Raw genomic sequence first — 14,233 nt, 5'->3', positions numbered from 1 at the left:
CGCTCAAACAAATTTACTTGCACTCCTTTTTTCTTCTGCTTCCAGTTTATGGTTCAAAAATAGAATCAGTGGATACAATCCGAGGGCGATCACAATTGTGTAGATCAGTTCAGGGATGATATTATGACTCAGGTAATAGATAAAATTAAACTCACTGCGCAGCATGAACATCAAAAGATAGATGACCAGCCCGTAAAGGAACTCACTTGCTGCAATCAGGACCAGCGGCAGTTTGATGTCTTCGTCGTAGTACACCTGCTGGAACAGACTGTTGCCAAATCCGATCAGCAGATAGATCAGGGCATAAAAGCCAAGGATAGATCCAAACTGTATATCAATCATCAGGCCGGAGAAAAAACCTGCCAGCATTCCTTCTTTTGGACCTCTCATAAAGCCGAATGCCGCGGTAACGATAATCATGAGGTTGGGCTTTATGGATGCAAGTGCCAGATGAGGAAACAGGGTGCACTGAAGCAGGTAGCACATAATTACGATCGCCGCAGTCACACCGATTCTTTTCGCCTTCATTTTTTTCACAGGTTCGTATTCTCCTTTCTTTTTGGATTTCCGTACATTTACTTCCCTTTCTCGTCTTTGCCGGTCAGGTCGGCTTTGGTTGTTGTGATGACCAGTACTTCCTGCAGATTCTTAAAATCCACAACCGGGGTGATGTAACCAGAACGTGTCAGGTTGTTGGAATCTACGGAGATCTCGCTGATATAACCAATCAGGATGCCCTGCAGATATTTGTCACTGATGTGGGAGGTGACGATCTGGTCCCCGACCTGCACCTTATTCTCGTTGTTCTCCATCTCTTCGAAACGGATCTTGCCTTCATTGATCAGGGACAGGTCCCCCCGGACCATACACCTGTCAGAGGAAGTAAGCGTCATTCCACTGACATTGCTCGAATCATCAATAATAGAGCGGACGGTTGACCATGTTGGCGCAACTTTCGTGACAATACCGACAAGGCCGCTCCCGGCCATGACATTCATATCAACCTTGATGCCGTCGCGGCTTCCTTTATCAATCGTAAATGTACTGAACCAGTTCCCGGAATCCTTACTGATAACATGTGCACCTGTCTTTTCATAATCCGCATAGTTCTGGTCCAGCTTATATAAGGCCTGGAGCCTTTCCAGCTCATACTTTTCTTCCTGCAGGTTATTATTCTCCGTGATCAGTTCATCCACCTTGGTCTGAAGTGCCTTGTTCTCCTTCCGGACTTCCTGCAGCGTATCAAAATTATCACTGATATCGCCGAGCCACGTGCCGACCTGGTTGATTCCCTTCTGCATCGGGATGATTGTTACACTGGCGATTCCATTGAAAGGGGCCGCTGCTTTGTTATAGAATAAGGACAGCACCATCAAAAGGATGCAGAAAAGACTAAGTCCCACAAGGTAGTATTTACTTTTCGAAGAGGTTTGATTTTTCTTTTTCATATTATCTCAGCCACCTATAATCTTCATCTAACATAGAATATGTTAACTTTTTATAATCTTTGTTCAATATAATCTGTTTGAGCCCTCTCACCGCACAAAGTTCAGGATCAGGCAGAGTCGTCACCTTAAGGCCGGTGCTTTCCTCCAGATATGTAGAAAGACCTTTCAGGCCTGCCAGCCCGCCGGTCAGGTAAATTCCCTTCTCGTCAATCCCCCTGCGTACATCAGGCGGCGTACGGTCGAGCAGTGCTTTGATGGAACGCACACATTCTGCAAGCGGTTCCTTCATGGCAGCCCTAATTATGCCGATAGGGATATCCTCCTGCTGGGGGACCCCGGTGAGCAGGTTCCTTCCCGCCACCTTGAGGGTTGCATCGCCTTCCTGATCAAACACACCGAATTCCTTTCGCAGTGCCTCGGCCGTCAGGCGTCCGATCAGAAAGTCCAGATTGTGCCTGACAAGATTGGCGATCGCCGCATCCATATGGACCCCGCCTATCTTTATAAGCCGGTTCAGCACCATGCCGCCCGATGCCAGAACGGATAACTCTGTTGTCTCCCCGCCGAAATTAGCGATAAAGATCCCCTTTTCATTCCAGATATCAATCCCCATACCCACGGCATCCGCTATCCCGCGTTCCACAATGCGGACCGATTTGGCCTTTGCCGTAGAATGGAAGACGAGGTCATAGAAGGCTTTCTTCTCTACTTCTGTCACATCCGTTGGAACGGCGATGACATATTCCGCCCCCCTTGAGAACTGGCGGTCCATGCCCAGCAGATTCTGAAGCAGGTACTGCATATCGTCAAAATGGGCGATCACACCGTTCTTCATCGGAAAAACAACCTGTATATTGGCCGGTGCCTTTTCATACATCGCGAAAGCCTCATCCCCGACAGAAAAGATATACTTCTTGTCCTGCATCGCAATGACATTCTTCGCTTTCCATAATTTATCTTTCTTTTTATCAAATACCTTAATCTCATAAGTGCCGAGATCGAGGCCATACACATTCCTAGCCATGCTGCATTTAATCCCCCTGCTTATGTCACTTAGATCTGTCCTATATCAGCTTTTTTTCCCTCATGCTGACATAACAGTTATTTCCGATTATAATATGGTCCAAAAGTTCGATCCCGATCAGCATGCCTGCCTCCTGTATCCTCTTCGTAATCAGAATATCGTCTCTGCTTGGAGCCGGGTCGCCGCTTGGATGGTTATGGAGCAGAATGATAGAAACGGCATTCTTCTGAAGCGCCTCCACAAACAGTTCGCGTGGCGAAATCACAGCCGAATTGACGGTACCTTTGGAAATATCGGTCTCCCCAATGAGCCTTGTTTTCGTATTGAGCAGCAGAAGTTTCATGCTTTCCTGCCTGCCGTGCCTCATATCTTCCATATAATATTGTGCGATGGAAGACGGAGTGGAAAAATTAAGCCCTGTCTGTGCCGTGGCCTTGGAGAGTCTCTTTGCCAGCTCGGACAGACATAAGATCTGGACGGCCTTTACTTTGCCGATCCCCTTGACCCGCAAAAGCTGTTCCAGTGTCCACTGATGGATATTTAAGATTCCTTCCTGAGAGAAAACCGGGTGCAGGAGCTTCTCTGCAAGACTTAAGGAAGTCTCTCCCCTTGTGCCGGTACGCAGCAAAACAGCCAGTAATTCAATATCCGTTAAATTACTCGCCCCAAACCTCGCGCACTTCTCGTAAGGCCTCTCTTCTTCCATCATCTGTTTCATTGTACTGTTCTCTTTCATTACATCATTCCCGACTGCGATGATTACAATACAATGACTTATTTTAGCATAAATTAAAATTCATGTATAGGTCTGCATTCTTAAAATTTTGTGAAGACAGTCTATTTAGGCCGGTATTTCAGGATGACAGCCTCCGCTGTTTTTATGCCGTCCATAGCCGCGGAAGTGATGCCTCCGGCGTATCCGGCGCCTTCCCCGCAGGGATAAACCCCGGGGATATTACTCTCAAACTCTTCGTTTCTGAATATTTTTACCGGTGAAGATGTACGGCTTTCCACACCGGAAAGTACAGCATCCTCTCTGGCAAACCCGTGAATTTTGTGGTCCATGAGCCGGATTCCTTCCTCCAGGGAGTCCCCGAGGCCTTCAGGGAAAATGGCACGCACATTGGCGGGTACAAAGGCCCCCTTGATCTGGGGTTTTACATCCCCGAACTGGTCAGACACCTGATTCGCACAGAAATCCTTAAAACACTGTACAGGCACCCTGCCTTGTCCCTGTTCCCATGCACGCTCCTCCAGCATGCGCTGAAACCGGATACCGGCCAGTGGATGTGCACTGCCGTAATCCTCAGGTGTAACCGTAACAATGACGGCACTGTTTGCATTGACCCCGCCGCGGTCATGGTAACTCATTCCATTTACCGCCAGACGGCCTTCCTCCGAGGAGGCATTGACCACATAACCGCCCGGGCACATGCAGAAGGTATAGGCCCCGCGTCCGTTTTCCAGCTGGGCCGTCAGTTTGTAGGAAGCGGCAGGGAGTTCCCCGGCTGCCTCTTTTCCGTACTGGCACACATTCATCATGGCCTGCGGATGCTCGATACGCACCCCGACGGCAAAAGATTTCGCCTGCATGTCCAACTGCTTTTCATACAGCATGTGGAAGGTATCTCTCGCACTGTGTCCGACAGCCAGTATGAGAAGCTTCGTTTCGAGATATTCTTCTTGATTTACGATGATTCCTTTGAGCACCGGGTGGCCGTTCTGTGTATCTGGTTTCAGGTCCAGATCCGTGAGCTGCGTGTGGAAACGGATTTCTCCACCCATCGCTTCGATGCTCTGCCTCATACTCTTTACAACGTGGATTAAGATGTCCGTCCCGATATGTGGTTTCTGTTCATACAGGATACTTTCAGGTGCGCCGTGTGCCACGAATGTCTCGAGTACGAAACGGCCCCTTCCCTTTGCATCTTTTACAAGGGTGTTGAGCTTTCCATCCGAAAACGTCCCCGCGCCGCCTTCCCCGAACTGTACATTGGAAGAAAGGTTCAGCCGTCCGCTTTTCCAGAATTCCTCCACATCCTGCATGCGCTCATCCACACTGCCGCCCCGCTCCAGAATCAGAGGCCTGTACCCCGCTTTGGCGAGCAGGTATCCGCAGAACAGGCCCGCAGGCCCGCTCCCTGCAATGACCGGGCGCGAATGCAGTGATAATTCCCCACAGGAAGGTATCTCGTAGTCCTGTCTTATGACCTTAAGCACCTGATTCTTCATTTTCCGGAGAATACTGCTCTCCTGCTTTACTTTCACATCAATCGTATACGAGAAAAAGATGTCCGGCTTTTTCCGGGCATCAATGGACTGTTTTTGTATCTGGTAATCTAATAATGCATCCTTTTTTATATGGAGGTATTTTAAAATCTTATCCTCCAGTTCCTCCCGGGAATGCCCGGGACGCAGTTTGATCTGGTTAATCCTGAGCATGAGCTGCCTCCTTTCCCGTGAGATATCCGCTGGACCATGCCCACTGCAGGTTATAACCGCCGCAGACCGCATCCACATCCAGTATCTCCCCTGCAAAATACAGACCTTTCACATACAGTGATTCCAGAGTATCCGGGTTTACCTCTTTCGTATCCACCCCGCCTCTGCATACCTGGGCATGTTCAAACGAATTGGTTTCTGTGACTTCTGTACGGAAGTTCTGGATCAGTTCTGCCAGTTCCGAAATCTCCCTGTCATTTAAGTCCCCTGCCTTTCTGCCACGGTCGATACGCGCAAGTTTCAGCCAGAGGTCCGAGAGTTTCTTATGGAACAGGCCGGTGAAAAATTCTTCCATTGTCTTTTGCGGCCGTGTGGAAATTCTTGTTTTCAGGAAAGCGAGGAACTGCTTTTGTGTAAAGTCTGGCATAAAATTCAAAACTGCCTCTACTTTTTTCTTTTCATACAGGCCGATAGCCGCATAACGGCTCACCTGAAAGACCGGGATTCCAGAGATTCCGTAATTGGCAAGCTGGATTTCCCCGGTGTCCCTCGCCTGACATTCTCCATCTGTATAGATGCTGACCTGTCCGTTCACCCTGACCCCTGCGATACTTTTATAGTATTTCTCCCTGCATTTTAGCTGCACGAGGGACGGGAGCACCGGGATCAGGTGGTGTCCAAGTTTTTTAGCCAGCGTATAACCAGAACCGTCGGAACCGGACGCGGGTGCCGCCTTGGACCCGGCAGCAAGGATCACTTTATCTGCTGTAAACTCTCCCTGATCTGTATGGATCCGGAATTTCTTTTTCCCGGGGATGATCTCCTGACATTCGGCCCCGGTGATAACGTGCACGCCTAACCGCGCGGCCTCCATCCTGAGTACATCCAGTACAGCAGATGCCTGGTCCGAATGTGGGTAAAGGTACCCGTTCCTGTTTTTCGAATAGATTCCCAGCTTCAGGAAAAAAGCGATGGTCTGCTGGGCGTTGAACTTCTCCACAATATGCCAGGGAAACATCATATTTTCGGAATGATAATAGATGGGTTCCTGTGCCAGATTTGTGAAATTGCACCGTCCGTTTCCGGTTGATAAGATTTTCCTGCCGACTTTGTCTTTATGTTCCAGAATAAAGACTTCCGCCCCTTCAGAAGCGGCAGTGACGGCTGCCATCAAGCCGGATGCACCGCCGCCGATTACTGCGATTTTTCTCATATGTGTCTCCTTACGTTTTTGCTGTTTTGTTTGTCAGGCCAGATATTCTGTTAATATCAGCCGTATCGCTTCTTTTTTCTGCTCGGATAAAGTCTCCTCATCCTGAACCGCCGCATAAGGAACAGGCTGTCCCGCGGATTCCCGCCTTTTCTGGCGAGGTGGTTCCTCCGTCTGCTTCTCCTTTAGGAAACGGTGTGCGTATACATTATCCAGATAATCAGCCAGATAGGTTTCCACGCCTTTTATTTTATAAGCCTCATCCGAGAGCTGTGAGATGACGGAAATTGTAATCATTTCTGCCGCCCCGGCAGCTAAATACTGGAACATGCCCTCACAGAAGCCATGTGCCATATAGTGGATGGCAGCCCCCAGCACTGCCAGAATTCCGGAAAACCAGACCGTCTGTGTCTCCAGCTGCCGCCATGTATGTATCCTGAACAGAAATCCCCGGTATTCGTACAGGTATTTCCGGATAAATGCAAGGACATTACTGACGGGACCGTACGTCCTGTATGCATGTCCATATTCAGAGAGAATACGTTCCATCAGCCGGTGCCTGCTTTTAGACAGATTTCCCGCCGCTTTTACCAGACGGTGAAGGGTAAGATGGTTTATGATCTTTGAGAGAATCCCGATGACGCCCACGGCAGCCATGAGATAAAAAATGATATTTGTGTCAGCAATTACATTGTACAACATAAAAGACCTCCTGTGTTTCAAATGATGTCAACCTAGTTTTCTATATGAGCCTATTATAGCCCAACACGGCAGGTCTTTCCTCATAAATCGTTCTACATAATATGCTAAAATACGTGGGATGAATGTCAGTTTTCCAGAGACTTTGCGGAAACAATGCCTGCATCCACAAGGTTCTGGAGGGATTTCAGGATGCCGAGCTTCGCATGAGGCCATGTCAGCCCGCCCTGAAAATATACAGCGTAAGGCGGCTTGATTGGTCCGTCGGCGCTCAGTTCGATGGATGATCCCTGCACGAATGCACCGGCTGCCATGATGACGTCACTGTCATACCCCGGCATTGCCCAGGGCTCGGGAGTCACGTAGCTGTCTACCGGCGCCGCGGCCTGAATCCCCTTGCAAAATGCAATCACACCCTCAGGGGTCCCGAGTTCAACCGCCTGTATGATGTCATGGCGGCTTTCATTTCCGTCCGGTATGACTCCAAAGCCCAGCTTCTCATAAATATTTGCCGCAAACACAGCGCCTTTTACCGCACTGCACACGACAGTCGGGGCGAGGAAGAAGCCCTGGTAAAAGGACTGCATAACGCCCAGAGAGGCTCCTACTTCTTTCCCGAGTCCCGGGGAAGTCAGGCGGTAAGCGCAGTTTTCAATCAGGTCTTCTCTTCCTGCAATATATCCGCCGATCGGGGCCAGTCCGCCGCCCGGATTTTTGATCAGGGAACCAACGATCATGTCCGCACCTACATCACTCGGCTCCCTTGTCTCGACAAATTCACCGTAGCAGTTGTCAACCATACAGATCACATCCGGTTTGATGCTCTTTACAAATGCAATCAGCTCACCGATTTTCTCCACGGAATAGCTGGGGCGGGTCTGATACCCTTTGGAACGCTGGATCGTGACCAGTTTCGTTTTTTCGTTGATTGCTTCCCGGATTGCGGGATAATCGAAGTACCCATCCTCCAGAAGTTCCACCTGGCGGTATGTAATGCCATACTCTGCCAGTGAGCCTTTGGACGGACGGATTCCTATCACTTCTTCCAGTGTGTCGTAAGGCTTTCCGACCGGGGAGAGCAGCTCATCGCCCGGACGCAGGTTTGCAGCGAGGGCGAGTGCCAGTGCATGGGTGCCGCATGTAATCTGCGGACGTACAAGGGCGGACTCGGTGTGGAAGGCGCTGGCATAGACGGCTTCCAGTGTATCTCTTCCCATATCGTTATATCCGTATCCACTTGCGTACTGGAAACACCCTTCACTGACACGGTTTTCCTGCATCGCATGGAGGACCTTCAGCTGATTATATTCAGCGGTTTCATCGAAAATTTTGAAACGTTCGGAGAGTTCATCCTCGATTCTTAATCCAAATTCCAGAGTTTCCTGTTTGATTCCTAATTTTTTGTATATCTGACTGATTTCTGAATTCATTTATCTAACCTCTATTCTTTTTCCTTTTGCACCCCATACATGGGGCGGAATCATCATGCTTCAGATGATCCCGCGTATCTTCAATTCTGAAAGCATCTGATCCAGAAGTTTTGTTTCCTCATATGCATAATCCTGCTTGTTTAGCCAGATCACGTCTCTTTCCCGTTTGAACCATGTGATCTGGCGTTTGGCAAAGTGTCTCGTATCCCGCTTAATAACATAGACAGCCTCATCAAGACTCATTTCACCGTCCAGGTAAGCAAGGATTTCTTTATACCCGAGCCCCTGCATGGATACCATACCGCGGGTATAGCCGCGTTCTTTTAAGCCTTTTACTTCTTCCACCAGTCCCTCTTCGATCATCTGGTCAACGCGCATGTCAATCCGTTCGTACAGGCGTGCCCTCTCGTCACTAAGGACGAAGTAAGCGGACCGGTACGGGGAAGATTTCTGCCGTTCTTCTTCATTATGCTCCGAGATTTTTTTTCCTGTCTGATGGTGGAACTCCAGTGCCCGGATGACCCGTTTCACATTGTTTTCATGAATGCTTCCGGCGGCTTTTTCGTCGATTTCCTTCAGCATCCCATGCAGAAATGCTGCCCCCTTCTCTTTTGCAAGACGCTCCAGTTCTTCCCGGTAACCGGTATCGCTGTCACTTTCCGTAAAATCAATGTCATAGAGCAGGGCCTGGATATAAAAACCTGTCCCTCCTACGACAATGGGGATCCGGCCCCTTTTGTAAATTCCTTCCATCGCCTCTTTTGCCATCTGCTGGAAACGCACGACATGGAACTCCTCGTCTGGCTCAAGCGCATCGACAAGGTGATGGGGGACGCCTTCCATTTCTTCTGCCCGGATTTTCGCCGAACCGATATCCATATGTTTATACACCTGCATGGAGTCGGCGGATATAATCTCGCCGCCGACTGCCTTTGCAAGCCCGATGGAGGCCTTTGTCTTCCCGACAGCGGTCGGGCCTGTCAGAATAATCAATGGTTTCTTCATGTTTTCCACCCTTAATTTCTATACAATTCTCTTAAACTTCTTTTCCAGTTCCCGTTTGGTCATGGAGATGATCGTCGGCCTGCCGTGCGGGCAGTGGTACGGATTCTCAAGCCCCAGCAGTTCACCGATCAGGGAATCCACCTCCATTGTGGAAAGGCGGTTATTCCCCTTGACTGCCGCTTTACAGGACATAGAAGCCACCTTCTCATCGATCAGCTCCGGCGTCATGGTCGTGGTTACCCCGTCTGCAAGGGAGTCCAGCATCTCCATGAGAAGCTCCTTCTTGGCAATACTAAAGAGATTATCCGGTACGGCACGCACCGCATATTCCTCGCCGCCGAATGGCTCGATTTCAAAGCCAATCCTCCGGAACCGGTCCATGTGTTCCTTTAACAGCTCCGTCTCCTGCATAGAAAGGCTTAAGATGATAGGGGGACTTAAGTACTGGGACGTAAACTCCCTGTTCTTCATCTCACGCAGCGTCCTTTCATATAGAACCCTCTCATGGGCGGCATGCTGGTCAATGATGTAGAGGCTGTCGTGAAACTCAACGAGCCAGTACGTGTCAAATACCTGCCCAATCAGCTTATATTCTGCCCTGATATCGCGCCGGAGCAGCTTTTCCTCGAAGAGGTCCATCTGTTTCCCGCTTCCGGGCAGGCTTTCCCCGGCCGGCGGTGCGGCCGCCTCTGGTTCAGGAGCCTTCTGTTCCCCGGTACTCTCCTGCTCTTCTATATGATAATTGCCGGTTTCACATATCCTATTCGTTTCCGGAATGCTTTTTGTCTCAGGGTTATTTTCCTTCTCCCGCCTGCTCTCAGCAGCCACACGGATGCGGTCTTCCTGTTCTTCTGCCCGGTGTATCTGGCCAGGGGCCTTGATTTCGGCGGAGGAAGCCCTGTTATGGTAGGACAAGACTCGCTCCTTCATTTTCCTGAGAAAATAATCTTCGTCTTTCGTTTCCGGAAGGGGCGCCGCTTTTTGTACGGGGGAGGAAAGTCCTGCCGCCCCTGCTTCGGCACTGGGCCTTGCTTTAGGTTTCAGCAGGAAAGGGCTGTCCTGCTCGGGAGGCTGTACGGCCTTCTTCGGTTCTGGCACATCGACGACAGGAATCAGTTCCGGCTCGAGAAGCGTCCTGTGCACACCCTCGTAGACTGTATTGTAAACCTCCTGCTGCTTCTGGAACCGCAGTTCCATCTTTGTCGGATGGACGTTGACATCAATGTCTTCCCCGTCGATCTCAAAGTGCAGGACAACAAACGGGAACTTATGCTGCATGACAAAATCCCGGTAGGCGTCCTCGACAGCCTTGGAAATCATCGCGCTCTTGATATAGCGGCCGTTGATGAAAAAGTTCTCGAAGTTCCGGTTTCCCCGGCTGATAAGTGGTTTACCGAGGAACCCTTTCATGTGGAGCCCGCCCTTCTCATAGTCCATCTCAATGAGGCTGGCGGCCACTTCACGCCCGTAAATGCTGTAGATGACATCTTTGAGTCTGCCGTTCCCCGCAGTGCGGAGCTTTTCCTGTCCGTTATTGATGAACTGAAAGGAGACTTCCGGATGGGAAAGGGCCAGACGCATCAGCAGGTCCTGAATGTGCCCGGCTTCTGTCATCGCTGTCTTCAGGAACTTCCTTCTGGCAGGGACATTGTAGAAAAGCTGGCGGATCAAAAAAGTGGTTCCGTCCGGTGCACCGGTATCCTCCAGAGACAGCTCCTGCCCTCCCTCGATGATATAGCGGGTCCCGAAGGTTTCTTCCCTTGTTTTGGTAATCAGTTCCGTTTTTGTGACAGCGGCGATGCTGGAAAGCGCCTCACCTCTGAATCCGAGGGAGGCGACATGGGTCAGGTCGTCCACGCTGTGGATTTTACTTGTGGAATGTCTCAAAAATGCGTTCGGTACATCTTCCCTCGGGATTCCGCTGCCATTATCTGTGATACGGATGAAAGATATCCCTCCCTCCTGTATCTCTACAACAACTGCGGCAGCCTTCGCATCTATGGCATTTTCCACTAATTCCTTCACAATAGAGGCCGGACGCTCAATGACTTCTCCGGCGGCGATCTTATCGATTGTAATTTGATCTAATACCTGAATATGCGGCATACATTCCCTCCTTTATCTTAGGTGCCGGCCGGCGGATGATCAGACACGCCCAAGGGCCCGGCCCTCCCGTAAAAAGGCAGAAGCCATTTTCTAAGGAAGGGTCAGACCCCTTTGCCTACCAGCGGTTTTTTAATTTATTCTGTAATCTGTAAATCGCGTTTAATGCATCAATCGGTGTCAGATTGCCTACATCCATGTTCTTCAATTCTTCCAGAACATCATCGTCTTTTACCGTATCAAAGAGGGACATTTGTGCAATATCAACTTCGTCATATTTCTTTGTTTTCGGTTTTTTTCTGGAATCGTGGTCTTTCACGGCAATCTCGCTTACACGTGTTGTAATATCTTCCTCACTTAATTCTTCCACGATTTCTTTGGCCCTGTCAATGACGATATCCGGGACTCCGGCAAGCTTCGCCACCTGAATTCCGTAACTCTTGTCTGCCCCGCCCTTCACGATCTTGCGGAGGAATACGATGTCGTCACCTTTTTCCTTCACGGCGATACAGTAGTTGTTGACGTTTTCGATCTTCCCTTCCAGCTCGGTCAATTCGTGGTAATGTGTGGCAAAGAGTGTCTTTGCGCCCAAAAGCTTTGTATCTGAAATATATTCGACAACGGCCCATGCAATGGAAAGGCCGTCAAATGTACTGGTCCCGCGTCCAATCTCGTCCAGAATCAAAAGGCTTCTGCTCGTTGCATTGCGAAGGATATTGGCAACTTCCGTCATCTCCACCATGAAAGTACTCTGTCCTGAAGCCAGATCGTCAGACGCGCCAACCCTCGTGAAGATCCTGTCCACCAGCCCGATATTGGCACTGGCCGCCGGCACAAAGGAGCCGAGCTGGGCCATCAGGACGATCAGGGCGGCCTGCCTCATATAGGTAGATTTTCCGGCCATGTTCGGGCCGGTAATGATGGAAATCCGCTGTTTCTTGTCGTCCAGATAGGTATCATTAGAGATAAACATATCATTCGGAATCATCTTCTCCACGACAGGGTGCCTGCCATCCTTGATATCAATTGTCCCCTTCTCGTTAATCTTCGGGCGCACATAATTGTTCCGTTCTGCCACCAGCGCAAGGGATGCAAACACGTCCAGGGCTGCGACAGCCTTTGCCGTCTTCTGGATTCGCTCGACCTCTCCTGCAATGGTATCCCTGACAGTGCTGTAGAGGTCATATTCCAGTGCGAACAGTTTGTCCTCCGCTCCCAGAATCGTATCCTCCAGCTCCTTGAGTTCGGGGGTGATATACCGCTCCGCGTTTGCGAGTGTCTGCTTTCTTGTGTAGTAGTCAGGAACCATATCCTTGTAGGAATTTGTCACTTCCAGATAATAGCCGAAGACCTTGTTGTACTTGATCTTCATGGTCTTGATCCCTGTCTTTTCGCGTTCTTCTTCCTCCAGCTTTGCGAGCCAGTCTTTCCCTTCTGACTTCGCGCGCCGGAGTGTGTCAACCTCCTCATGGTAACCGTCGCGGATGATCCCGCCTTCCTTCATGGCCAGCGGGGGATCGTCAATGATCGCATCCCGAATCAGCATACAGAGGTCTTCCAGCGTATCCAGATCCCCTCGGATCCCGGTAAGCAGGGGGGACTGCATTTCCTCCAGAATATAATGCAGGGAAGGCAGCATCTCCAGAGAGGTCTTGAAAGCGGTCAGGTCCCTCGGGTTGGCGGAACCGTATGTAATCCTCGTGATCAGGCGTTCCAGATCATAGACAGGAGTCAGGTATTCCCGGATTTCCTCCCGGGAGATCGCCATGCTTTTCAGCTCCTCTACCGCATCCAGACGTTTGAGGATCTCTTCTTTTTCAATCAGCGGCTGTTCCAGATACTTGCGGAAGAGGCGCGCCCCCATCGCTGTTTTGGTCTTGTCCAGCACCCAGAGGAGGGAGCCTCTCTTTTGCTTTTCCCTGAGTGTTTCTGTCAGCTCCAGATTCCTTCTTGTGGAACTGTCCAGCATCATGTACTTTGCCGTTGTATAAGGTGTAATATGCGTCAGCTGGGCCAGCGAATTCTTCTGTGTCTCAATCAGGTACTGCAAAAGAGCACCGGCACTAATGATTCCGCAGTCATAATCCTCCAGCCCGAGGCCTGCAAACGAAGAAACGTGGAAATGCTCCAGCAGCTTCTTCCTGCAGATTGCATCGTCGAAGTACCATGAATCCAGAGAATAGATCGTAATCCCCAGCCTGTTTCTCAAGTCTTCCAGATCCATGCCGCTCATGTAAAAGGATTCATTGCAAATGATCTCGGAGGGCATGAATTTATAGATTTCATCCATCAGTTTTGCACTGTCTTCCAGTTCTGTTACAAAATAATCACCGGTCGTGATATCAGCAATAGAGATGCCGTATCTGTCGGCTATGTAAACGATACACATCAGGTAATTGTTCTTTGTCTCATCGAGGGCCTGTGGGGCCAGGTTCGTCCCGGGCGTCACGATTCGTGTAACCTCCCTTTTTACGAGTCCCTTGGCCTGCTTCGGGTCCTCCACCTGTTCACAGATGGCTACCTTATATCCTTTGGCAACCAGCTTATTCAGATAGCCGTCCACTGCATGGTAGGGAATGCCGCACATTGGCGCCCTCTCCTCCAAGCCGCAGCTTTTGCCAGTCAGTGTGATCTCCAGTTCCCGGGACGCGGTAACCGCATCTTCAAAGAACATCTCATAAAAGTCGCCTAATCTATAAAATAAGATGCAGTCAGGATAAGTTTCTTTTGTCTCTAAGTATTTCTGCATCATAGGGGTTAATTCTGCCACGTTATTACTTCCTTTCGCTTTTGTAATGGATAGCGGCTAAAGACGCTATCCAAAGTATATCATTTTTTAAAAAGTTGTGAAAGATAATTTTTCTCAGTAAAA

Annotated in this window: 11 protein-coding genes; all 11 read right to left on the bottom strand. The window is 49.8% G+C overall.

The features are described 5' to 3' along the window. Window positions 1-3: 3 nt before the first annotated feature. The 11 genes from mreD to mutS all read right to left on the bottom strand — a co-directional run bounded on the left by mreD (window position 4) and on the right by mutS (window position 14,131). On the bottom strand, window positions 4-537 hold the full coding sequence (mreD, locus tag ABIN22_RS19945) for a rod shape-determining protein MreD (RefSeq protein WP_346910736.1): 534 nt from the start codon (window positions 535-537) through the stop codon (window positions 4-6). Between the two features lie 38 nt (window positions 538-575). Further along, window positions 576-1,448, bottom strand: coding sequence for a rod shape-determining protein MreC (mreC, locus tag ABIN22_RS19940; RefSeq protein ID WP_346910734.1), 873 nt, complete (start codon window positions 1,446-1,448; stop codon window positions 576-578). Window position 1,449: 1 nt separating this feature from the next. Then, the gene (locus ABIN22_RS19935; RefSeq protein ID WP_109730386.1) at window positions 1,450-2,472 is read right to left on the bottom strand and encodes a rod shape-determining protein; all 1,023 of its coding nucleotides are present in this window, start codon (window positions 2,470-2,472) and stop codon (window positions 1,450-1,452) included. Window positions 2,473-2,512: 40 nt separating this feature from the next. Next, complete coding sequence (gene radC, locus ABIN22_RS19930; protein ID WP_118618814.1) at window positions 2,513-3,208, bottom strand: RadC family protein; 696 nt, start codon at window positions 3,206-3,208, stop codon at window positions 2,513-2,515. A gap of 101 nt (window positions 3,209-3,309) precedes the next feature. Next, on the bottom strand, window positions 3,310-4,914 hold the full coding sequence (locus ABIN22_RS19925; RefSeq protein ID WP_346910731.1) for an NAD(P)/FAD-dependent oxidoreductase: 1,605 nt from the start codon (window positions 4,912-4,914) through the stop codon (window positions 3,310-3,312). Further along, the gene (locus tag ABIN22_RS19920; protein WP_109730389.1) at window positions 4,901-6,127 is read right to left on the bottom strand and encodes a BaiN/RdsA family NAD(P)/FAD-dependent oxidoreductase; all 1,227 of its coding nucleotides are present in this window, start codon (window positions 6,125-6,127) and stop codon (window positions 4,901-4,903) included. Before ABIN22_RS19920 ends, ABIN22_RS19925 begins: the two co-directional genes overlap by 14 nt. Window positions 6,128-6,160: 33 nt before the next feature. Further along, a complete protein-coding gene (locus tag ABIN22_RS19915) occupies window positions 6,161-6,826 on the bottom strand; it encodes a hypothetical protein (RefSeq protein WP_346910729.1) in 666 nt (221 codons plus the stop codon). A 125-nt stretch (window positions 6,827-6,951) separates the two neighbouring features. Next, complete coding sequence (locus ABIN22_RS19910; protein WP_109730391.1) at window positions 6,952-8,253, bottom strand: methionine gamma-lyase family protein; 1,302 nt, start codon at window positions 8,251-8,253, stop codon at window positions 6,952-6,954. 60 nt (window positions 8,254-8,313) lie between these two features. Beyond that, the gene (miaA, locus tag ABIN22_RS19905; protein ID WP_346910727.1) at window positions 8,314-9,258 is read right to left on the bottom strand and encodes a tRNA (adenosine(37)-N6)-dimethylallyltransferase MiaA; all 945 of its coding nucleotides are present in this window, start codon (window positions 9,256-9,258) and stop codon (window positions 8,314-8,316) included. Window positions 9,259-9,276: 18 nt separating this feature from the next. Further along, complete coding sequence (mutL, locus tag ABIN22_RS19900; RefSeq protein WP_346910725.1) at window positions 9,277-11,364, bottom strand: DNA mismatch repair endonuclease MutL; 2,088 nt, start codon at window positions 11,362-11,364, stop codon at window positions 9,277-9,279. 115 nt (window positions 11,365-11,479) lie between these two features. Continuing rightward, the gene (gene mutS, locus ABIN22_RS19895; RefSeq protein ID WP_430517206.1) at window positions 11,480-14,131 is read right to left on the bottom strand and encodes a DNA mismatch repair protein MutS; all 2,652 of its coding nucleotides are present in this window, start codon (window positions 14,129-14,131) and stop codon (window positions 11,480-11,482) included. Window positions 14,132-14,233: the final 102 nt, after the last annotated feature.

The organism is Faecalicatena orotica, from assembly GCF_905197545.1.
GTDB lineage: Bacteria > Bacillota > Clostridia > Lachnospirales > Lachnospiraceae > Faecalicatena_A > Faecalicatena_A orotica.
Note: the sequence above shows the minus strand (reverse complement) of the source record. Positions and strands in the feature narration are given on the sequence as shown.